The following is a 21,396-nucleotide window of genomic DNA, read 5'->3' as shown; positions in this document are numbered from 1 at the left end:
GGATCCGGAGCCGCAGGGATCCGGGCCGTGGACCCGGGCCGTGGGTCCGGCGCCCCGGTCCTCGTACGCCCCGGGAAGGTCAGGACAGGTGGCGGGACCACCACTCCAGGACGGCCTCGAAGCGCTGCAGGCGGTGCCTCGGGCGGCCGCCGCGCGTGAGCTCGTGCCCACCTGAGGGGAAGAGCAGGAGCTCGGCGGGGGTGCCGTTGCGGCGCAGCGCGACGAACATCCGCTGCGCCTGCTCGACCGGGCAGCGGATGTCGTCCTCGGAGTGGACCACCGCGAACGGCAGGGTGATCCGGTCGGCCCGGTAGAGCGGGCTCATCGCGCGCTGGGCCTCCAGGTCGGGGCCGCAGTAGGCCTCGGCGAAGAACCAGCCGATGTCGGAGGAGCCGGTGAAGGAGTCCCAGGCGTTGACCGCGCGCTCGCTCCAGGCGGCCCTGAACCGGTCCCCGTGGTGGGCGGCGAGCCAGCTGGTCATGAAGCCGCCGTAGGAGCCGCCCATCACGCCCACCCGCTCGGCGTCGCACGCGGGGTCGGTCAGCGCCGCGTCCAGCAGGGCGAGCACGTCGTCGGCGTCCACGGTGCCCAGTGCGCCGATCACCGACCGGCCGTGCGCCTGGCCGTACCCGGAGGAGCCGCGCGGGTTGGGCAGGACCACCGCGTACCCGGCGCCCGCGTAGACCTGGGTCTCGTCCAGGAACGACCATCCGTGCTGGTGGAACGGGCCGCCGTGCACGTTCAGCAGGACCGGGTGCGGCCCGTCGCCCTCGGGCAGGGCCAGCCAGCCGTGGACCGGGTAGCCGTCGGCGGAGACGGCGGTGATCTCACGCAGCGGCCTCATCCCGGGGAGGGAGCCCGCGAAGTCGGTCAGCGCCCCGTCGGGGGTGACCACCTCGCCGGGGCTCATGGGCGTGGACAGCACCGCGACGATCCGCTCCCCGCAGGTGGTGAACGCCTTGACGCGCGCCCGCTCGCCCAGGACCGGGACGAGCTTCTCCAGCGGCGCGTCGGCGGAGCCGGAGGGGACCAGGCGCAGCTCGATCGCGCCGCGCGTCCGCACCGCGACCAGGACGCCGTCCTCCCGGGGTACGGGAGGCAGCGGCTCGCAGTCCACCGACTCCTCCTCGGTCAGCCGGGTCCCGGCCGCGCCCGTCCCGTCGTCGCCGTCGCCGCCGATTTGAAGCGGCGCGCGGTAGAGGCCCACGTTGTGAGCCACCGCGTCGACGCCGGAGAACTCCGTACCGAGGTAGAGCACGTCCCCGTCCGGCAGGGCGACGGGATGCTCGGCGGATCCGGCGCTGCGCACCGCGAGGATCGGGGCGCCCCCGCCGGACGGGACCGCGTACACGTCCGTGTGCAGGCTCTCGCCGTCGAGGTCGCGGGGGGCCGAGACCAGCACGTGCTCGCCGTCCGGCGTCCAGCCGGGAGAGTCCGCGTCGTAGGGCCCCTCGGTGAGTCGCACCGGCTTCGGGACGTCGGCGAGGGCGTTGACCACGAACAGGCTCTGCCGCCGGTCGACGACGAAGCCGACCCCCTCGGTGCGGTGGCGCAGCCCGGTGATCCGGCGGGGCGCCTCGGCCGCGGCGCCCACCCCCTCCTCGGTGCCGTACCGGCCGGGCTCGGCGACCCGGGCGACGAACGCGATCCGGCGGGAGTCCGGCGCCCAGACCGGAGCTCCCGCGCCCAGCGGCAGATCGGTGACCGGCCGGGCCTCGCCACCGCCGGTGGGCATCACGTACAGCTGCGGGGCACCGCCGTCGCCGCCGTCGCCGCCGGCGCGCAGGAAGGCGACCCAGGCGCCGTCGGGGGAGATGCGCGGCGCGCTGTCGCGCTCGCCGAAGGTGAACCGGACGGGCGGGCCGTCCTCCGGCACCCGCCACAGGCCTCCCCGGTAGGCGTCGGCCTCCGGATCGGGACGGGCCACGTCGACGAGGAGGAGGTCGCCGTGGAGCGCGACACTGCCGGGGACGTTGAGCAGGGCGAGGTCTTCTGGGCGCATGGTCAACAACGCTATCACCCCTTTAGTCATTAATAGGATCATTTAAAGTGCTATGTCGGTTCTGGTGGAGATAGTGCTGATGTTGTGTTCTGCCCTTTTTTGGAAAGGTGTTGTTTGTTCGGTCTCTTGAAATACCTGAAGGCGCTGATACGAAAGAACGGTTGAGTCATTGATGGGTTCGTGTCACTTTTGATAGGAACTCTCCTTTTGAGATGGTCCGGTGAAGGGATGGGCGCGGTGTCCGTCAAACGAACGCTCTCGCGGGTCGTGTACGGCTCCCGCTACGACCGGATTCCCCGGGGACAACGGGTTTACGTACGCCCCGGGGAAAGGATCGCCCGCGAGATCCAGTGGCGCCTGAGAATTCGCCGGGCCCCTGTCCTGAGGTTCCAGGACTACCGGGAACGAACACTTCTGGGGGAGATCGAGGAATTCGTCACCTGTCACCTGTGCGGGGAGACGCGCCAGCAGCCGATGTTCCAGCCGACCGGCGACAAGCAGGGATGGAGTTACCGGGTGGTGCGCTGCCCGGCGTGCGGCTTCCTCTACCGCAACCCCAACATCCGGCCCGACCGGCTGGGCGACCTGTACGCCACCGGCTACGACGGCTTCCTGACCGGGAGGTACGCGGTCAGCCGGCAGCGGCGCCACCGGTTGACCATGGACGCCTTCGGGCCCGTCCTCTCCTCGGGGCAGGGGCGCAGGCTGCTCGACTTCGGCTGCGGCACCGGCCTTTTCCTGCGGCTCGCCGAGCGGCGCGGTTTCGACGCGGCCGGGATCGACCGCTCACCCGACTCCGTGGCCGCCGCCAACGAGCGGCTCACCTCCGCGAAGGCCCACGCCGGAGCCCTCGAGGACGTCCCGGCGGTCGCCGCGGGGGGCTTCGACGTCATCACCCTCTGGTCGGTCCTCGCCCGCCTGCCCCGCCCGATCGACGACTTCAGGCGCCTCCGGTCCCTGCTCGCCCCCGGCGGGGTGCTGCTCGTCCTCACCGTGAACGCCGCCTCCCTGCAGCTCAAGGCGTACGGCAGCGGCTGGAGCGGCTTCACCGGAAACCACCTGATGTTCTACTCGGCCGAGACCGTGCCCGCCCTGCTGCGCCGCACCGGATTCGCCGGGGTGGCCTTCGCCCCGTTCTACGGCGACACCGTCGAGGCGAGCACCACCAGGCTGCCGGAGCGGCTGAGCCGGCGCCTGCGCCGCAACGTCGAGATCAGCGGCGGGGGGAACATGCTCAGGGCCCTGGCCTTCGCCGACGACGAGGCCGTAGAGAGGTGGGGCGCGAACCTCCAGGTCCGCCGCCTGTCCTGATCCACCGGAGAGCAGCCTGTCGTGATCCACCGGAGAGCGGAGGGCCCGCGCCCGTGCGGCCCGCGTTCCCGGGATCCCGCGTTCCCGCAATCCCGCAACCCCGGGTCCTGCCTGGGCGCATGCGCGCCCGACAGGTCCGGTGAGCCCGGTGAGCCCGTCAGCGCAGGGACGGCAGGATCATCGTCACTCCGGGGACGGAACCGATCGAGGCGAGCGCGGCCCCCGCCTCGTCCAGGCCGATGGAACGGGTGACCAGGGCCTCCGGGTTCAGGGTGCCGTCGGCGACGGCCTCCAGCATCGCCGGGTAGGCGTGGGCGGCCATGCCGTGGCTGCCGAGGAGTTCGAGCTCGTAGCCGATCACCCGGCCCATCGGGAGCGGGGTGAGACCGGGCAGCAGGCCGATCTGGACGTGTCGTCCCCGGCGGCGCAGGCTCTCGATCGACGCCACGCACGTCCCGGGGCTGCCGAGCGCGTCGATGGAGACGTGGGCGCCGCCCGAGGTCAGCTCCCCGACGCGCCCGGCGACGTCGGCCTCTGACGGTCCGGCGCCGACGAGGGCGACGGCGCCGAACCGCCGGGCCAGCTCCAGGGCGCCCGCCGAGACGTCCACGGCGATCACCCGGGCCCCGGCCGCGGCGGCGATCATGACGGCGGACAGCCCCACGCCGCCGCAGCCGTGCACGGCCACCCACTCGCCCGGCCGCACCCGGCCCACGGCGGTCACCGCGCGGTACGAGGTGGCGAAGCGGCAGCCCAGGCTCGCGGCGGTGCTGAAGGACATCTCCTCGGGGAGCCGTACCAGGTTCACGTCCGCGTGGTCGACGGCCACGTACTCGGCGAAGGAACCCCAGCGGGTGAACCCCGGCTGGGTCTGGCGCTCGCAGACCTGGTGATCGCCGGACAGGCAGGCCGCGCAGGAGCCGCAGGCGCAGACGAACGGGACGGTGACGCGGTCGCCGGGCCGCCACGAGGCGACGCCGGAGCCCACCGCCTCGACGACCCCGGCGAGCTCGTGCCCGGGTACGTGGGGGAACACCCGGATGTCGGGGTCGTGGCCCTGCCAGCCGTGCCAGTCGCTCCGGCACAGCCCGGTGGCCTCCACTCGGATCACCGCTCCCCCGGGCGGAGGCTCGGGGGCGGGCACCTCCCTGACCTCTGGATCGGCCCCGAAGGCGTCGAAGACCACCGCTCGCATCCGCGCACACTCCTCTGCCCCGGCTCTGCCCCGGTTCCGTCCCGCCCCCCGGCTCCTCCCGCCGGAAAGCCCGTCTGGCCGGTGAGCCTATTCGGTCGGGGATCCGCCCGGCCGGGCGGCCCCGGGCCACCTCGGAGGCCGTACGACCTCCGGCGACGCCGTGCGCGCCCCCGGTGTCGGGACGTTCTGATTAGAACGCGCACTCTGGGAGAGAGGGAGGGCACAAGGGTCAACTGATCGGACGGTGCGATGGGGCAGAAAGTCGACAAGGACCGCTATTCCGAGGCGGAATTCCTCCGTTTCAGGGGAAAACTGGCGGAGCAGCTCGACACCCTCCGCGAGGTGCTCGCGAGACCGGGCTTCGGAGCCGGTCCCGCGACCATCGGAGCCGAGCTGGAGATGTTCCTCATAACGCCCGACGGGCGGCCGCTTCCCCGCAACCACGAGGTGCAGGCCGCCGCGGACGACGACCGGCTCACGCTGGAGCTGGGCAGGTTCAACCTGGAGGCGAACCTCACCCCGCTGCCGATCGCCGGGCGGCCGTTCAGCGCGCTGGTACGCGAGATGCGGGAGATCATGGCCGTGGTGGACGCGGCGGCCGCCACGCAGGGCGGGCAGGCCGTGGCGATCGGGATCCTGCCGTCGCTGAGCGAGTTCGACTTCACCCACGAGGCGCTGAGCGGCGAGGGCCGCTACCGGGCGCTGGCCAGGGGCATGCGGCGGCTGCGCACGGAGCCGTTCCGGGTGCGCGTCGAGGGCGTCGAGCTGCTGGAGCTGGAGGTCGAGGGGGTGATCCTGGAGAGCGCCAACACCTCCTGGCAGGTCCATCTCCGCACCACCCCCGCCGACTTCGCCCGCGTCTACAACGCCGCCCAGCTGGCCATCGGCCCGGTCCTCGCGGTCAGCGGGAACTCGCCCTCCTTCCTGGGCAGGCGGCTGTGGGAGGAGACCAGGATCGCGCTGTTCGAGGAGGCCGCCGACGACCGGGACGTGGAGCGGCTCGACCGCAGGGACCGGCGGGTGGGGTTCGGTTCGGGCTGGGTGCAGAGCATCGAGGAGATGTTCGAGACGTGCGTCCGCGACTACGAGCCGGTGCTGCCGATGACCTCGGCGCCCGAGGAGGTGCCCGTCGGCTGCGTCCCCAAGCTGGCCGAGCTCCGGCTCCACCAGGGCACCGTGTGGCAGTGGAACCGGCCGGTCTACGACCCCCGTGACGGAGGCCACCTGAGGGTGGAGATGCGCGCGCTGCCCGCCGGGCCGAGCGCGCCCGACATGGCGGCCAACACCGCGTTCCTGCTCGGGCTGACCGCCGCCCTCGCAGTCCGGCCGGTGGAGGACTTCCCCTTCGCCGGTGCCTACCGTAACTTCTACCGCGCCGCGATCCACGGCCTGGACGCCCCGCTGAGCTGGCCGGGCCTGAGCGAGGAGGTCCCGGCCGAGCGGCTCGCCCTGGACCTGCTGCCGGTCGCCGAGGCCGGGCTCGACAGGATGGGCGTGGACCCGGACGAGACCCGGTGGGCGCTGGACATCGTGCGCGAGCGCGTCGTCCGCCGCCGTACCGGTTCGATCTGGCAGCGTGAGGCGCTGGCCCGCGAGGTCGGCGACCAGGCCGCGGCGGCGCGCGTGGTGAGCCGGTACCGGGAGCTGTCGCTGGCCGGGGACCCCGTCCACACCTGGCCTTTTTAACCACAGAAGGGACTGTTCGCCCCGGCTCTTTAACTACAAAAGGGATTTGAGTACCGGCATACTCATGAACTCCGTATCTTGATCCGCCCATCCTGGCGGGACCGGACAGGGAGAGACCCCTCATGAGTCAGATGAAGGCCGTATCGGCGGAGCCGTTCGGGCTGAAACGAGACGGCGGCGGCGGTCTCGCGGCCGGGATCAAGATCCTGGAGAAGGAGCTCAAGCGGGTGTCCCTCGACACCGTCCTGGCCAAGGCCAACCGCGTCATGGTCAGGAAGGGGTCGGCCGGGGCCGGGGCCGGGGCGTTCGCCACGATGAAGCCGAAACCGGTCGACTGGTACACCTTCGACGCCGGTGACAACACCACCAGGGAGTGGTACCCGCAGGGCCTGACCTGCGCCTCCGACGCCGGGATCGGCGGGAGCGCGTTCGTGGTGAGCTGGTACCACTCTCCCGCGTCGGGGGCCGAGCGGGGCGTGCGCCTGAGCTTTCTGAACACCGCGACGCTCCGCTACCGGCACGTCCTGCTCGTCCGGGTGGGCGCCGACGGGAACATCGCGCCGATCAACATCCACGCGGGCGGCGTCGCCTGGTACGGCAACCTGCTGTACGTCGCCGACACCACCCGGGGCCTGCGGGTCTTCGACACCCGGCAGATCTTCGAGATCGACGGGGACGGCACGGAGAGCATCGGCAGGAAGGGCGACGTGTACGAGGCGTTCGGCTACCGGTACGTGATGCCGCAGACCGACGCCTGGACCACCACCAGTGGCACCGCCCGCTTCTCCTTCGCCGCCGTCGACCGCAGCACCGCCCCCGACACCCTGATCTCCGGCGAGTACGTCGACACCGCGGGCACGGTCGGGCGGGTGGCCCGCTGGCCGCTCACCGAGGGGGGAATCCTGAACGCCCCCGCCGGGAGCGTCGTCAAGGCCACGGACGCCTACGCGCTGCCGGCGGGCAAGATCCAGGGCGCGCTCTCCCACGAGGGCTCCTGGTACCTCAGCCAGACCGCGGGCTCCACCGGGAACGGCACCCTGATCGTGGTCGGCGACACGGTGCGCAGGCGTCCCTACCCGGTGGGCCCGGAGGACCTGACCTGCGTCCGCGACAAGAGGACGCTGTGGAGCGTGAGCGAGTTCGCGGGCCGCCGCGCGGTGTACGGCGTCCCCCTCTGAGGAACGCCTCTCTGAGGATCTCTGAGAAATGCTTCTGAGGATCTCTGGGGAACGCCTCTCTGAGAAACCCGTACCGGACCTCTCCGCCCCCCTCAGCGCCGGTCGGCGACCCGTCGGCGGCCTTCGGCGGGGCGGCGGCCCTCAGTGGAGGGAGCCGCCGACCAGGCGGAGATCGCCGCCCAGGGAGACCGAGACGGCGGTGGTCGCGATCGCGGTGAGCGCCTGGGCGACCATCGCGACGGGCATGGAGGGGCTGGCCTCGCCCAGGACCTGTTCGGGGCTGAACGGCACGTGCACGAAACCCCCGCGGACCGCCGGCCTCTCGGTGGCGATCAGGTGCATGAGGCCGTAGAACAGGTGGTTGCACAGGAACGTCCCGGCGCTCTGCGAGACGCTCGCCGGAACCCCGACGGCCCGCGCCGCCGCCACGCACGCCTTCACCGGCAAGGTCGAGAAGTAGGCGGCGGGGCCGCCGCGCACCACCGGCTCGTCGATCGGCCGGTGCCCCGCGCGGTCGGGAATACAGGCGTCGTCGAGGTTGACGGCCACCCGCTCCACCGTCACGTCCGGCCGCCCTCCGGCCTGCCCGACGCACACGACCACCGCCGGGTCGTGCTCCGCCACCGCCGCGCGCAGGTGCTCCAGCGTCCCGCCGAACGCGCAGGGGAGCAGCGCGGTCCGCACCCCGGGCACGAGCCCGATCGCCTCCCACGACGGGTTGGCGCCGCCGTCGAGCGGCTCGAACCCGGTGATCAGGACGCCCTTCATCGGCGTTCCGGAGTCGCGGGGCGGGAAACCGCCGTGGGGTCCGAGGGCAGGGCGCAGGCCGGGGTGCCGCCCGGCAGGCGGTGCCGGTTGGCGGCGACGAGCCGGTAGACCCAGCCGGCCACCCACCGGAACGGCGGGACCCGCAGTACGAACCCCAGGGGGCTCCACGGGAGACCGGCGGCGATCAGCAGCCTGGCCACCGCCTGCGCCCCGCCGTACACCCGGCCGTCCTCGACCCAGAGCACCTCGCGCTCGGCCCGCTCGCGCGTGACGCCCAGCGCCCGGAGGTCCGCGAACTGCCAGGGGACGACCCGGGCGCGCACCCCGACGCGGCGCTCGGCGAACCGGACGCTCGTCGTACAGAAACCGCAGTCGCCGTCGAAGACCAGTACAGGCTGTCCCGTCATGCGACTGACATTACCCAGCGGAACTCGATCAAGGCCCGGCGACCAGGGTGACCGCGACCGGACGGTGGTCGGAGTACGGGACATCGGGGTTGGCCTGGTCTTTTCCGGTGAACCCCGGGGTGACGAGCACGTGGTCGATCTGCTCGGCCGGGCCGCTCCAGGAGGGGATGGTGTTGAACGGCCTGACCGGGGCGAAGGCGTCGGTCAGGCCCGCCCCGGTCAGCACCCGCCAGGCGGGGTCGCCGGGCTGGAGGTTGAGGTCACCGGCCACGACCACCGGGGCGCCGCCTTCCGCCGCGTTCCTCACGATCCCCCCGAGCTGCTCGACCTGGTCGAGCTCGCGCCAGTCCGGCGGAGGTTGCAGGTGGGTGCCGATCACGGTGACGTCCCTGCCCTGCCAGCGCAGCCCGACCTCCAGCGCCTGCGCGCCGGTCGGGCCGCCCTGGACCAGCACGTGGTTCCTTATCGTGGTGATCGGCAGTGTGGTGAGCAGGGCATCGCCCCACACCTCGTCGGTCGCCGGGGCCCAGATGTAGTGCATGTCCAGCCGCTCGGCGATCAGCCGTACCCCGTCGTGGCCGCCGTTGAGCAGCCAGCCCCTGTCGGCCTCGCTCAGCACCACCACGTGCGGCCTCAGCCGCCTGATCGCGTCGGCCTGCTGCTCCAGGGAGAGCCTGCCGGACTCGCCGTACCCCATCCTGATGTTGTACGCCGCGATCCGCAGCCCGTCGCCCGGCGGCTCCCAGCGGGGCCGGGTGCCCTGCCATAGGGGAACGGCCGCCACCAGGGCGACCGAGGCCACGGCGGCCGCCGCGAACCGCCGGTCGTAGGAGCGGCGCGGCAGGCCCGCGCTGCCCGCCACGCCCAGGAGCGCGACGACGAGCGCCGCGCAGACCGGCACCCACCCGTTGGGCAGGTAGAGGTCGTAGGCGGCGTAGTAGCCGAAGGTGAACACGAGGAACAGCAGCATCCCCCCGGCCGCCGCCAGGCCCCGCCGGGCCGGCCGCTCCCGGCCGAAGGTCGTCGCGGCGTGCGCCAGGCAGGCTCCCAGCGCGACCTGCCCGACGATCTGCGCGACGATCGTCCAGCCGGGCGCCACGCCGTGGACGCCGTCCACGGTGGCCCTGCCCAGCGTGAACGCCACCGCCGAGGCCACCAGGGCGAGCGCGGGCAGGAGCGGGCGGCGCAGCACCGGCAGCGCGGCGGGCGCCGCGGACACCACCGCGAACGCCGCCACGATCACGGCGACGGCCTGCTGGGCGGAGTCGGTCGCCGCCTGGGCGTGCGCGGTGTTGCCCGTGTAGAGACCCCAGAGCAGCAGGGCGGGGCCGACCGCCAGCCAGGCGCGGGGAGCCCCGGAGTACTCCTCGTCCGGAGGTTCGGCCCGGACCGTGAACGCGCAGAAGAGCAGGAGCTCCACCAGCAGCAGCATCCACGGGACCGCTCCAGGCCGCCACATCAGGTCGATGCCGTCCAGCGCCGCGTGGACCACCGTGGAGGCGGCCAGACCGGCGATCAGCCCGCCCATCACCGGCCGGGCGTCCCTGCTGCCCATCGCGATCGCCACCAGCCAGACCAGCCCGGCCAGCAGGCCCAGGCCGGCCACGTACAGCTGCGCGTCCCCGCCGCCGGTCAGCTGGAGCGCGAACCTGGACAGGAGCAGCAGGCCCGCGGCGCCGAGGGCGATCAGCGGCGGCCGGACGGACCTGGCCAGCGGGACGGTCAGGAAGGCCAGCACGAACCAGGAGGCGGCGTACAGGCCCATCATCTCCGCGGGGGTGCTGCCCGCCCGGCCGAAGAGTGTGATCAGCGACGGCAGGAAGACCCGCAGCACGTCGACGAGCACGACCACGCCGAGGGTCACGTCCAGGCGGATCCGCATGCTACCTCCAAAGAACGCGAGCTATCCTCGCCTTCTTCGTCATCCATGACAAGGGCGAGACCTGCCCGGCCCGTCGCCGGGCCAGGGGGAACCTCACCGCGGTGTCCCGGCGGCCGGAGACCCCACTCCGGGAAAGACGGATCTCAGGGGGACGGGGACCCGCCCGAAGGGTCGCCTGGCCCCCGGCCCGGAGGGGTGTCGGGGGAGGGGCCGGGAGGTTCCTCCCCCAGGCCCGCGGGCCGGCCGGGGAAAGCGCCAGGGGAGGTGTCGGAAGAGGCGTCGTGAGAGGGGGGGAACCCGCCCGCGAAGGGGGCGGGACCGCCGGGGGGCGGAGCGGGGGGCGGGACGGGAGGGCCGTCGAGGTGACGGAACGCCTCGTGCGCCGAGCGGACGCTGTCGCGCAGCGCCTGCTCAAGGTGCCCGGCGTCCTCGGCCAGCCTCCCTATCTCCGGTACGGCGAAGGCATCGGCCCCGGACTCCGCGAGCAGCTCCTCGTAGCGGGGAAGGCGTGCGCGAAGCGCCTCGATCTGGTCGTGGGCGCGCAGTGCCCGCTCGGCGTCGGCCACGTGGCCCGCGTAGCGTTCCAGGGCCTCGACCCGCGCGAGCACGGCGGCCTCGCTGGCGGCGAGCGCCCGCTCCAGCGGCGCCATCGCGGCGGCCACCTCCGGCGTGCTGCCGCCGTACACGAACTCGTGGTGCTCGTTCCGCAGCGCGGAGAGTTTGGTCAGCAGCCGGGCGATCTCCCACTCCTGCGTGGGGAGCATCACCGAGTTGCGGACGCTGTCGAGCATGCCCACGGCGTTGACCCGCGAGCGCAGGATGTAGTCGATCGCCTGCTGGGTCCGGTCGAGCAGTTGCCCGGCGTTGTAGTCGAAGTCCTCGGCGGGCAGCAGGTAGCGGCCCTCGTACCAGCGGGCCTCGCGGTAGAGCTCGTGCTCGATCGTCTCCGGCTCGGCAGGCTCGCGGGCGGCCAGCAGGCCGACGAAGACCACGAAGACGAGCAGCGCGAGCATGAAGAACAACAGCTGCCCGACGTCGGCGAGGAACATCAGGCACACCAGGAAGAGCGCCGCGATCCCCCCGCCGATGTTCAGGAACCGTCCGGGCAGGCGCGAGTTGGGCGGTGGAGGCTCGGGGCTCCAACCGGCGCGGATGCGCGACAACATCGACGCGTGCCGGCGGAACAGGTCGGCGGTCTTGGGGGGGACTTCAGGATCGACCACCACTCGCCGCACGGGCTCGCCCCTCCTTCGATCACATTCATGTCAGCCGTCGAGATGGCGGAACGCCTCGTGCGCCGAGCGTACGCTCTCGCGGAGCGCCCGCCGGAGCATGTCGGCGTCGTCGCTGAGATGCCCGATCTCCGGTCCTGAGAACCTGGCCGCGCCCGTCTCGGCGACGAGCTGCTCGTACTCGGGCAGATGCGCCCGCAGGACCTCGATCTGTCCCTGGGAGAGCAGTGCCCGCTCGGCTTCGGCCACGTGGCCCGCGTAGCGTTCCAGGGCCTCGACCCGCGCGAGCACGGCGGCCTCGCTGGCGGCGAGCGCCCGCTCCAGCGGCGCCATCGCCGCGACCACCTCGGGGCTCCTGCCGCCCCTGGCGAGGTGGCGGTGCTTGGCCCGCAGCGCGGAGAGCTTGGTCAGCAGCCGGGCGATCTCCCACTCCTCGGCGGGGAGCATCACCGAGTTGCGGACGCTGTCGAGCATGCCCATCGCGTTGACCCGCGAGCGAAGGACGTAGTCGATCGCGCGCTGGACCCGGCCGAGCAGGTGCCTGGCGTTGTGGTCGAAGTCCTCCAGGATGAGGAAGCGCCCCTGCCAGTGCCGTGCGTGCGCGTACAGGATCCGCTCGATGGAGTCGGCGGGAGAGGGCTTCCTGGCGAGGTAGACCACCCCGAGGATGAAGAGGTATACGCAGATCAGCGCGGTGAGCAACACGACGGCCTGGGGGACCGGAGCGCCCAGGGCGGCCATGCCGCCCGCCGCGAGGGCCGCCGTCCCGCCGAAGATTCCCACGAGCACCCCGGGGACCCTGGGGTCGTCCTTGTCCCGGGGCGGGCGGCCGGTGCGGAGGCGGTAGAGCAGCGGACCGTTCTGGCGGAAGAGGTCGGCGACATCCCTGGGCACCTCAGGATCGACCACCACGCGCTGCACAGGCTCGCCCCCTTTGCCGTGTTTCAAGAGCATAGCGATTAACCATGTTTCAGGTCATGCGTCCTTACATGGTGCCTCCCCATCATCGAGTATCGCGTGCGAAAAAGATGATCGTAATATTTGCCCGGGAATCACCCCAGGTGGGAACGGGCCCGCCTCGGGGGCGGGCCCGGTGCGGCCGGTTCGGGCGCGGCGACCCGCGGGGCCGGTCGTCGACGGCACGCCGATCGGGCGGAGGGCACCCCGGCGACCGGCCCGGCCCGTACGAACGCGGTGGTCCGTACGGAGCAAGGCCCGGCCCGTACGCGCGGCGGCCCGTGCGGTGGTCCGTGCGGAGCAAGGCCCGGTCCGGGCGAAGCGCGATCCGGTGAGGACGTGGTGCCGCGGTACGGGCCGGGCGTGCGAGACCTCCGGCGGGTGCTGTCAGCCGATCCTCTCGCCGTACACGTGGTCGACCGTCATCGCCATGAGCACCCGGCGGTCCGACACCATCACCGACCGGTACTCGTCCCAGTCGGGGTGCTCCCCGGCGGCGACGCGGTAGTAGCCCACCAGCGCCTCGACCTCGGGACCGCGAGGGTCGGTCCCCGGTCCGGTGAGGGTCGCCGTGCCCTCGGCGGTGGCCCACGCCAGGCCGTCGGGGCTGGTGACCTCCAGGGTGGCCCGGGGGTCACGGCGCAGGTTCGCCGTCTTGGCGCGTCCCTCGGTCATCGAGACGTAGAGGACACCGGCCTCCCGGTCGTAGAAGGGCATCACGGGGGAGAGCTGGGGGCGGCCGTCCGACTTGATCGTCGCGAGGACACCGAGCCGGCTCTCCGCGAGCAGCGTGCGCGGATCGAATGATGTGGCGGTCATGTTCAGGGGCAAGCCGCGACCGGACGCCGGTTATTCCTGTCGTTCCCGGGGACGCGGGCGCGGTGGTGGCGGGGCACCCTCTGCCGGTCGCCACCCGCGACGCGGGGCCGGGACCCGGGTGCGGAGGACGGCTCAACCGGCCTCGGGTGCGGACGGCGGCTCAACCGGCTTCGGGTGCGGAGGACGGCTCAACCGGTCTCGGGGGCGGAGGCGTCCTCGGCCGGGAAGAGGATCGGGCTGAGCAGGTATCGCGCCCGGCCGGGCGCGGGCCGGTTCGCCAGCCGGGGCGCGATCGCGGCGCGCAGCTCACCGATCATCTCCAGGAGCTCGTCCCGGCTGAGCCAGGTGGCGTGCTGCCGGTAGCCGACGAGATCCGCCACCGGGTCGGCGTGCTCCCGGTCGAGGTAGGCGTTGAACTCGGCGAGCAGGGTGGCCATCGCCGTGGCGAATCCGCGCCGGTGATCGTCGAGCGACATCGACTCGATCGTGCTCGCGTCGATCGTCGCCCGATCCTGACGCAGGCGGTAGCGGCGCTCGACCGCGCCGCGCACGCGCTGCTCCTCGGCCACCTCCAGGATTCCCCCGGCCGCGAGCAGGTCGACGTGCCGGTAGACGGTGGCCTTGGAGACGTCGGGGATGCGGGCGCACAGCTGGGAGGTCGTCAGTGTCCGCCCTCCGCGCATCGCGTGCACGACGCGTAGCCGGATCGGGTGCCCCAGAAGCTCGAAGGTGTTCACTCCCTTACGATCTCATGTCGTGCTACCTTTCTCAAAAACTGAGAAAGGTAGCGTTGGGAATGACGATGGGAACCGACCCGGCGGCGATCGCCCTCACGGTCGTCGAGATGGCGCGCCAGGGACGCTTCGCCGAGATCGAAGAGCTCTTCGCGCCGCGGCTGCGAGCGCTGGTCGGCGCCGAGGCGCTGCGGGCCGCCTGGGCGGCCGAGGAGAGCAGGAGCGGTCCTGTCTCCACCGTCGGCGAGCCGGTGAGCGAACCGGCCGGGGAGCAGCCGGTCCGCGTGAGCGTCCCGGTGACCTGCGAGCGCGGAGGGCTCACCGTCGTGATGTCGGTCGACCGCGACGGCATGCTGAACGGCCTGCGGCTCGCCGCCGACACCGCGCCCTGGAAGCCTCCCCCGTACGCCGACCCGGAGAGTTTCGACGAACACGACGTCACGATCGGCGACGGACCTCTCGCCGTGTCCGGCACGATGAGCCTGCCGCGCGGCGCCGGCCCGCGACCGGGCGTCGTGCTGCTCGGCGGCGGAGGCCCCTTCGACCGCGACGCCACCGCCGGAGCCAACAAACCGCTCAAGGACCTGGCCTGGGGGCTCGCCACCCGAGGCATTGCGGTGTCGCGGTTCGACAAGGTGACCCACACCCACGGCGGCCAGGTGGCGGACATGCCCGGTTTCACGATGGCCGACGAGTACGTGCCGCACGCGGTCGCCGCCGTCCGGCTGCTCCGGCGGCAGCCGGGCGTGGACCCCGCCCGCGTCTTCGTTCTCGGCCACAGCATGGGCGGCAGGGCCGCGCCGCGTGTCGCGGCCGCCGAGACGTCGGTCGCCGGCCTGGTGATCATGGCCGGGGACACGCAGCCGATGCACCGGGCCGCCGTCCGCGTCATCCGCTACCTCGCCTCGCTGGACCCGGGCCCGGCGATGGAGGCCGCCGTCGAGACGTTCACGCGGCAGGCCGCGATGGTCGCCGATCCCGGCCTGTCACCGTCGACACCCGCCGAAGCGCTGCTGTTCGGCCGGCCCGCGGCGTACTGGCTGGACCTGCGCGACGACGACCCGGTCGCGACCGCGGCGGCACTGGACAGACCGATGTTCGTCCTCCAGGGCGGCCGCGACTATCAGGTGACCGTCGCCGACGATCTGCCAGGGTGGCGGGCCGGCCTCGCCCACCGGCCCGATGTCACCATCCGCGTCTACGACGCCGACGACCATCTGTTCTTTCCGGGCTCGGGTCCGTCCACGCCCGCGGGGTACGAGCCCGCGCAACACGTGGACCCGGCCGTCGTCGCGGACATCGCCGAGTGGCTGACGACGGACGCCGTGAAGATCGCCTGACGAGCCTCGCGGCCTCCCGGCCTCCCGGTCTTGTGGCTTCGCGGCCTCCCGGGTCCCCGGCCAGGTCTCCCGGTTTCGCGGTCAGGGCGGCGTCCGGCGGGTGCCACGCGGGCACGGCCGCAGGTACGGCCGCCGGACCGGGCGCGGGGGCACCCGGCGAGGTGTCAGCGCCCTGAACCCTCGGCGACCCTCGGCAGATCCCGCCAGGACGCGCCCGGGGGCGGGGCGGTCGCGCAGACGACGTAGTGGTGCGGGGCCATGGCCGACATGCGGCCGAACAGCAGGCTCAGGCAGGCGGAGTGCAGCGCCTCCGGGGTGGTCCCGGCCGAGGTGAAGCACACCAGCCGGTGCCCGAGCCGTTCGTCGGCCTCGGCGATGACGGCCGTTCCGGCGGCGAGGGCCGCTTCGCCGGTCACCCGCGCGAGCGCGTCCGCCGTCAGGCGCTCGACCTCGGGGAGGTGGACCCAGCAGCCGTCGACCAGCAGCCAGCCGTCGTCCCGGGGAACCGGGGCGACGCCGGTGAGGGCGGTCAGCTCGGTCAGCGGCACGTCCCGGTCGCCCGCCTCGATGAGCAGCCGGGCGATCCCCTCGCCGATGGCCGTCGTGTCGTCGCGGGGCAGGCAGCGCGGGTCGGCCCACAGGGTGACGTCGAACTCGCCGTGCAGCCGGTGGACCCAGAGCGAGGTGCGCGTGGGCAGGGTCGCCGGCGGAAGCCAGACCGAGTGAACGTCCTCGCCGGTACGGCTGACCCGCGTGCCCCGGCCGGGAGCGCTCATGTCGTTGAACACGATGTCCCGGGCGAAGAAGAGGCCGCGCTCCCGCTGGACGTCCTCCATGATCCGGATGAGGGCGGCCGAGTCGAACCGGCTGTTCTGGTACGCGGCCATCGTCGCCGAGCGCGCGCCGCGCAACACGGCGTCGAAGCCGTCCCCGCCCACCTCCACCGGGATCAGCGCGTCCTGGGCGAGCGGCCCGACGTACTCGCGCAGCTCGGGCCGGAACCGGTTCGCCGCGATGGACAGCACGACGACCGTCCGCAGGCGGGCCCGCACCCCGGCGAGCACCGCCAGGGCCGCGAGCACCGCCGCCGACGGGCTCGTCCCGGTGCGTGCGGAGATCCGCCCCAGCGCCCTGGCCGCCGGGACCGAGCGCACGCGCAACCGGGGGAGGAGCCAGTCCGTCTCGCCGTCCACCGGAACCGTCAGCGTGGACCGGGGCACCTCGCGCAGATGACCCTCCCAGTAGCGGAGCGCCGCCCCGGCCCGCCGCAGGCCGGCCGGGGTCCGCTCGGCCGCCGCGACGTCGAGCGGCTGCGGCGCGGTCACCGGCGCGAGCGGCTTGCCGAGGAGGAGGTCGTCCCACTCGGTGAGCAGTACGGCCAGCCCGGCCGCGTCCATGGCGCTGTGCGTGGTCACCAGAACGGCCTGTCGCGGCACGCCGCCGGAGGCGATCACGGCGACCCGGAGCGGGATCTCCGTGTCCAGCGCGAAGCGTGTCCCCTGGAGCCGCCGCGCGACCTCCTCCGCGAGGTCGGTGTCGGGTGTCTCGGCGCGGGTCCGGACCGCCCCTCCGTCCCCGGTGCCCTCCGGCCCCTCGTCCTCCGGCCCTCCGGTCTCTCCGCTCTCCGTGCGGCCGACGCTCTCCGTGCCGCTGACGCTCTCCGTGCGGCCGATGCTTTTTGCGTCGCCGACGCTCACCGGGGAGCCGCCCGCGTCCCGGGTGTCCGGTCCGGCCGTGGGCTCTTCGGTGTCGTGGACCTCGATGGCCACGCTCCCGGCGGCCAGGACATGCTGGAGGTCGTCGTGGAAGGTCGTGCGCAGGGACTCGTGCCGGGTCACCAGCTGGAGCGCGGCCTCGGTGATTACGGCGAGCGTCGTGCCCGGCTGGACGGCCCGTACGACGCGGTAGTTCATGTGCTCCGGCGGATCGGTGAGCATGCAGCGGACCATGTTGGCCTGCCCTGTCGTCAGCGGGCCGGATCGCGCCGTCAGACCGGAGAAGCGCGCGGTGGTCACGGGGCGCTCTTCGGCCGCGCACCGGCGCGCGTCCGCTCGGCGTACCCCGGGCACCGCTCCGCGTCGGAGACACCACCGGAGGCGCCACGGAAGACGCCACGGAAGACACCACCGGTGCGCCGGACGTCCGGAGGCTCCCGATAGGTGCCGGCCACATCGCGCGGCCGGTGCGCGCAGGAGGGGGCTGACGGGTCGGATCGGTGGAGGAGCCAGGACCGTTCCTGCCCGAACGAGAGCGGTTGTGCCACGGAAAGCCACCAAACCGGGAAGGCCGTTATTGGAAAGTTTGCTTACAGTTTCGGGGACGACGTCAGTGAATCATGTCCGCGAGAGACGCGACAAGCCCTTGTCCGCGGTGGTTTTCGCGCCTCGCCCGTCGCCCCGCACCCGTGTCACGCTGGTGATTTTTCTTGACTGTAAGGAATGTTCGCGGTCAGGGACTCTGCGGTCCGACGTCGGAGGACGCCACGGGTGAAGACGAGGAGATCCGCTGTGTCACCGGCGTCGGCGGCCGCGTGAACCGGCCGTTCGGCCCCCGTTCCGTCACCAGCTCGCCCCCGCCTCCTCCAGGGGGACCGGCCGTCCCGGGACGGGGGCGACGAGCAGGTGGTCGAGACCGGCTTCGGAGAAGGCGGCCCGCACGTCCGACTGGCTTTCGGTGAAGTGTGCCCAGCCGTCGACGTGGAGCGGCACCACGCGCCGGGCCCTCAGCAGCCGCGTGGCGGCCACCATCTCGGCGGCGTTCAGGGTGAGCCGCTCGTCGATCATGGGCGCGCGGGCGGCTCCGCCGAACAGCAACGCGATGTCGACGGCCGGGAACCGCCCGGCGATGAGCTCCACGCACGCCAGCGAGGCGTTGTCCCCGCTGACGTAGACGGTGGGCAGCCCGTGGCCGGTGAGCACGAAACCGGTGACCTGACCGACGACGGGCTCGCACCCCGGCGGGCCGTGCAGAGCGGGAACGGCGGTGACGCGAACCCGGCCGACGTCGTGGTGTTGCCAGGGGAGCATCGGGGTGACCCCGGTGCGTGCGGCGGCCTCGGGCGTGCTCAGGGTCAGCGGCACGGCGGACATCATCCGGCGGCCCAGCCCGTCCAGGTTGTCGGGATGCTGGTCGTGGCTGAGCAGCACCAGGTCCACCCGGCCGATGTCGGCGGGGGAGAGGGCCGGGCCGGCGGTCTTGGTGAGCGTGAGCGGCCCGGCGGGGTGATCTCCCGGCGGATCGAAGGTCGGGTCGGTGAGGATGCGCAGCCCGCCGAGTTCCAGCAGGGCCGTCGGGCCGCCGATCACGGTGATGGTGGTCGTCACGGACGGTTCCCCGTTCGCTGCGTGGTCGGACATCGTCCGGATCACGCTAGCCGAGCCGGGATCCCGTACGCCCCGGACACGCCGGGCCCGACAGCCGTGGCCGCCGCCCGGCGGCGGCCACGGCCCTCCCACCTTCACCACACCGCGCTCACGGCCCCGCGCGGACCGGCGCGCGGACCGTCAGACGGGCAGGACCCGCAGGGAGGGGTAACGGACCGAGTTCAGGTACAGCTTGTCGGTGCCGTGCTCCTTCTCCAGCTCCAGGACGAGCCGGTAGCGGTAGAGCCCCGGCCGGGCCTCGCTCATCACCGCCCCGGCCCAGTAGTAGTAGACGGCGGTGTACTGGTCGCGCATCCGGTCGGGAGCGCCGTAGACCTTGAGCTCGGTCATGATCCGGCGTTCGGCGACGTCGTCCTCGTCACCCTTCTCGATGTCGAGGAAGACGATGTTGTTGATCTTCGGCATCGGCGGCCAGGTGCCGTCCGCGCCGCGGTGCATGTCGATCGGGCGGATGATCCAGTTGATCACCTGCCCCTGCTTGCAGATGGTCTCCAGATGGTCGCTGCCCTGCCCGACCCCGCCGACGCTGTTGTCCATCATGTAGAGGCAGCCTTCGAGGGACTTCGTCGCGGCGGCCCTCTCCATGTCGACGAGGGTCACCACGTTCAGCTGGACGGAGTTGAGCTGGCCGCGATCGGTGAAGTCCGTGGCCGCGTACGCCTGGGTCATCGGCCTTCCTTCTTTCCCTCGCTGGCGGGACCGGCCAGGGTCGGCCGGGCGGTGGGGGTGAACGGCGTGCTGACGGTGCCGAGCAGGAACGAGAGCCGGTACGGGACCGGTTCGGTGAGGTCCTGCTTGACCTCGGCGGTCCAGAACACGATGTCGGTGCCGGGATACACCTTCTGCGTGGGCTCGGCGATCCGCGGGTCGATCTCGATGTCGCTGAGGGACACGTAGGTCTCGCACTCCAGCGGGATCACGTTCCACAGCAGGGTGTCGCCCTTGCGTACCCGGCTGTGCAGCGCGGGGGTACCGAAACCGGTGGACCCCGCGGCCTTGTTGGTGTCGTAGAAGTAGAGGTTGTCGTCCAGGTTCTCCGACGCCAGCGCGGCCACCGGGTCGACCACCGCGGTGATCGTCACGGGCCGGGTGGGACGGGCGGCCTGGGCCGGCTGGGCTGGCTGCTTGTTCCTCGGGGGCATGCGGCTCCTCCGCTCGAAAACGCTCCGGATCGGGTCAGCGGACGGCCGGGACCGCCGGGAGGGGGAGCACGCCCACTCCGGCACCGGTGAACCCGTTTCGCTTCGGGTCGTTGATGATCTTGAGGCTGGACTTGCAGGTCATGTCCACGGACTCCCAGACCATCTCGCCGTTCCGCTCGACCAGCTCGTGCAGCTGGATGTGCATCGTGTACGAGTAGACGCCGGGCCGGCTCGTGTCCACGGTCGCGGCCCAGTACCAGCCGTCGTAGATCATGTCGGGCGACCCGTACTGGGCCGGATACATGATCTTCTCGGTGATGGCCTCGCCGGTGATGTCGGTGATCACCGGGGCCGGGTAGTTGTACGCGGCGGTGCCGCTCGTGGTCTTGCCGGTGACGTCCAGCAGCTTGGCCGCGGTGAGGCCGCGCCCGCCGCCCAGCTTGCCGGCGCGCTTGCCGACCCGCCGCTGCAGCCGCTTGAGCTCGGTCTCGCTCACACCGCCCTCGGCGTCGAGCGAGGCCAGCTCGTTCAGCGTGCGCCGGTCGTCGGCGCGCTCCTGCTCGGCCAGGTAGTTGCGCGGCACCGTCGGGGGGATCGACCCCAGCGCCGCGGGCAGCCAGTTCAGGACCTGCTCGGTGGCCTGCGATCCGTCGAGGAAGTGGGTGCCGGGCACGATCGTCACCAGCTGCTCGGTGCCCACCCCGGCCGAGCCGAACAACTTCATGTTGTCGAACCAGTACGTGTTGCCGTCGAGCGATCGCGTCCGGAGCGCGTTCTCGACATCGAAGAGCACGATGATCCCGTGTTGCTGGGCCATGAAACCGCCTTTCGCAGAACGTGGCTCACACGCGCAGCAGCGCGGGCGAGTCGATGTGCAGCACGCTGTTGGGTCCTTCGTGGAGCCTGAGGGAGAGCCGGTAGCGGTACGGGACACCGGGCGTCATGTCGTAGGGCACGATGCCCTCCCACACCAGCAGGTCGTAGTTCTCGAAACCGTTGGAACCGGTGGCGTCGACCCGCGCCCCGGGCACGACACCGGGTGCCGGGGCGGCGGAGGACTCCGCCGGGTGCGGAGCCCCGGCCTGGCCGGCCGGGGACGCGACGGACGTACCGGACAAAAACTCGATGGCCTGGATCTCGACCGGGGTCTGCACGTCCACGTGGATGGGCGTCCACTGGACGACCTGTCCCGGCGCCACCGCCGTGACGAGGTCGGGGGTCCCCTGGTGTTTGCTCCCCGCCGAGCTGTCGTCGACCAGCGAGAGATTGCCGTTGTGCAGCGTCCGGTCGGACAACGCTCCCACGGCGTCGACCATCACGACGATGCTGATCCTCTGTTTCATCGATCCTCCTTGTCGGA

19 protein-coding genes are annotated in these 21,396 nt (G+C 72.4%); 4 read left to right on the top strand and 15 right to left on the bottom strand.

Translation table 11 applies throughout. The features are described 5' to 3' along the window. Positions 1-79 precede the first annotated feature (79 nt). Positions 80-2,002 carry a S9 family peptidase gene (locus ACFFRH_RS24495; RefSeq protein WP_386159807.1) on the bottom strand — a complete coding sequence of 641 codons (1,923 nt, stop codon included), beginning with the start codon at positions 2,000-2,002 and terminating at the stop codon, positions 80-82. A gap of 237 nt (positions 2,003-2,239) precedes the next feature. On the opposite strand from ACFFRH_RS24495, the gene ACFFRH_RS24490 reads away from it, so the two are divergent. Next, positions 2,240-3,313: a class I SAM-dependent methyltransferase gene (locus ACFFRH_RS24490; RefSeq protein ID WP_386159804.1), complete on the top strand. Its 1,074-nt coding sequence runs from the start codon at positions 2,240-2,242 to the stop codon at positions 3,311-3,313. A 157-nt stretch (positions 3,314-3,470) separates the two neighbouring features. Here the strand turns inward: ACFFRH_RS24490 and ACFFRH_RS24485 are convergent, their stop codons facing one another. Then, positions 3,471-4,508, bottom strand: a complete 1,038-nt coding sequence (locus tag ACFFRH_RS24485) for an alcohol dehydrogenase catalytic domain-containing protein (RefSeq protein ID WP_386159801.1) — start codon at positions 4,506-4,508, stop codon at positions 3,471-3,473. 249 nt (positions 4,509-4,757) lie between these two features. On the opposite strand from ACFFRH_RS24485, the gene ACFFRH_RS24480 reads away from it, so the two are divergent. Next, positions 4,758-6,194 (top strand): glutamate-cysteine ligase family protein, encoded by a 1,437-nt coding sequence (locus ACFFRH_RS24480; RefSeq protein ID WP_386159798.1) that lies wholly within the window; start codon positions 4,758-4,760, stop codon positions 6,192-6,194. 122 nt (positions 6,195-6,316) lie between these two features. Further along, positions 6,317-7,372, top strand: a complete 1,056-nt coding sequence (locus ACFFRH_RS24475; protein WP_386159795.1) for a hypothetical protein — start codon at positions 6,317-6,319, stop codon at positions 7,370-7,372. A 141-nt stretch (positions 7,373-7,513) separates the two neighbouring features. Here ACFFRH_RS24475 and pcp read toward each other — a convergent pair whose 3' ends face one another. The 7 genes from pcp to ACFFRH_RS24440 form a co-directional block, all read right to left on the bottom strand. Next, the gene (pcp, locus tag ACFFRH_RS24470; protein ID WP_386159792.1) at positions 7,514-8,140 is read right to left on the bottom strand and encodes a pyroglutamyl-peptidase I; all 627 of its coding nucleotides are present in this window, start codon (positions 8,138-8,140) and stop codon (positions 7,514-7,516) included. Next, positions 8,137-8,547 carry a thiol-disulfide oxidoreductase DCC family protein gene (locus ACFFRH_RS24465; protein WP_386159789.1) on the bottom strand — a complete coding sequence of 137 codons (411 nt, stop codon included), beginning with the start codon at positions 8,545-8,547 and terminating at the stop codon, positions 8,137-8,139. Before ACFFRH_RS24465 ends, pcp begins: the two co-directional genes overlap by 4 nt. A gap of 28 nt (positions 8,548-8,575) precedes the next feature. Next, positions 8,576-10,429, bottom strand: a complete 1,854-nt coding sequence (locus ACFFRH_RS24460) for an endonuclease/exonuclease/phosphatase family protein (RefSeq protein ID WP_386159787.1) — start codon at positions 10,427-10,429, stop codon at positions 8,576-8,578. A gap of 143 nt (positions 10,430-10,572) precedes the next feature. Then, positions 10,573-11,664: a hypothetical protein gene (locus tag ACFFRH_RS24455; RefSeq protein ID WP_386159785.1), complete on the bottom strand. Its 1,092-nt coding sequence runs from the start codon at positions 11,662-11,664 to the stop codon at positions 10,573-10,575. A 30-nt stretch (positions 11,665-11,694) separates the two neighbouring features. Beyond that, a complete protein-coding gene (locus ACFFRH_RS24450) occupies positions 11,695-12,582 on the bottom strand; it encodes a hypothetical protein (protein WP_386159782.1) in 888 nt (295 codons plus the stop codon). 423 nt (positions 12,583-13,005) lie between these two features. After that, positions 13,006-13,437, bottom strand: coding sequence for a PPOX class F420-dependent oxidoreductase (locus ACFFRH_RS24445; RefSeq protein ID WP_344743142.1), 432 nt, complete (start codon positions 13,435-13,437; stop codon positions 13,006-13,008). 188 nt (positions 13,438-13,625) lie between these two features. Continuing rightward, on the bottom strand, positions 13,626-14,174 hold the full coding sequence (locus tag ACFFRH_RS24440) for a helix-turn-helix domain-containing protein (protein ID WP_344743143.1): 549 nt from the start codon (positions 14,172-14,174) through the stop codon (positions 13,626-13,628). A gap of 59 nt (positions 14,175-14,233) precedes the next feature. Here ACFFRH_RS24440 and ACFFRH_RS24435 point away from each other — a divergent pair, with 59 nt between their 5' ends. Next, complete coding sequence (locus ACFFRH_RS24435; protein ID WP_386159778.1) at positions 14,234-15,511, top strand: alpha/beta hydrolase family protein; 1,278 nt, start codon at positions 14,234-14,236, stop codon at positions 15,509-15,511. Between the two features lie 164 nt (positions 15,512-15,675). Here ACFFRH_RS24435 and ACFFRH_RS24430 read toward each other — a convergent pair whose 3' ends face one another. From ACFFRH_RS24430 to ACFFRH_RS24405, 6 genes are all read right to left on the bottom strand, one after another. Then, a complete protein-coding gene (locus ACFFRH_RS24430; RefSeq protein ID WP_386159775.1) occupies positions 15,676-17,526 on the bottom strand; it encodes a condensation domain-containing protein in 1,851 nt (616 codons plus the stop codon). Positions 17,527-18,069: 543 nt separating this feature from the next. After that, positions 18,070-18,834 carry an MBL fold metallo-hydrolase gene (locus tag ACFFRH_RS24425; protein WP_386159772.1) on the bottom strand — a complete coding sequence of 255 codons (765 nt, stop codon included), beginning with the start codon at positions 18,832-18,834 and terminating at the stop codon, positions 18,070-18,072. A 180-nt stretch (positions 18,835-19,014) separates the two neighbouring features. Further along, positions 19,015-19,563: a DUF8788 domain-containing protein gene (locus tag ACFFRH_RS24420; protein ID WP_344743149.1), complete on the bottom strand. Its 549-nt coding sequence runs from the start codon at positions 19,561-19,563 to the stop codon at positions 19,015-19,017. Beyond that, a complete protein-coding gene (locus tag ACFFRH_RS24415; protein WP_344743150.1) occupies positions 19,560-20,036 on the bottom strand; it encodes a DUF8788 domain-containing protein in 477 nt (158 codons plus the stop codon). The genes ACFFRH_RS24420 and ACFFRH_RS24415 overlap by 4 nt, the downstream gene beginning before the upstream one ends. A 34-nt stretch (positions 20,037-20,070) precedes the next feature. Further along, a complete protein-coding gene (locus ACFFRH_RS24410; protein WP_344743151.1) occupies positions 20,071-20,853 on the bottom strand; it encodes a hypothetical protein in 783 nt (260 codons plus the stop codon). Positions 20,854-20,878: 25 nt separating this feature from the next. Beyond that, on the bottom strand, positions 20,879-21,379 hold the full coding sequence (locus ACFFRH_RS24405) for a DUF8788 domain-containing protein (RefSeq protein ID WP_344743152.1): 501 nt from the start codon (positions 21,377-21,379) through the stop codon (positions 20,879-20,881). Between the last annotated feature and the right edge of the window lie 17 nt (positions 21,380-21,396).

Origin of the sequence: Streptosporangium vulgare (genome assembly GCF_042428775.1) — a bacterium.
Classification (GTDB): domain Bacteria; phylum Actinomycetota; class Actinomycetes; order Streptosporangiales; family Streptosporangiaceae; genus Streptosporangium; species Streptosporangium vulgare.
The sequence above is the reverse complement of the archived record's forward strand: the minus strand, read 5'-3'. Positions and strand labels throughout refer to the sequence as shown.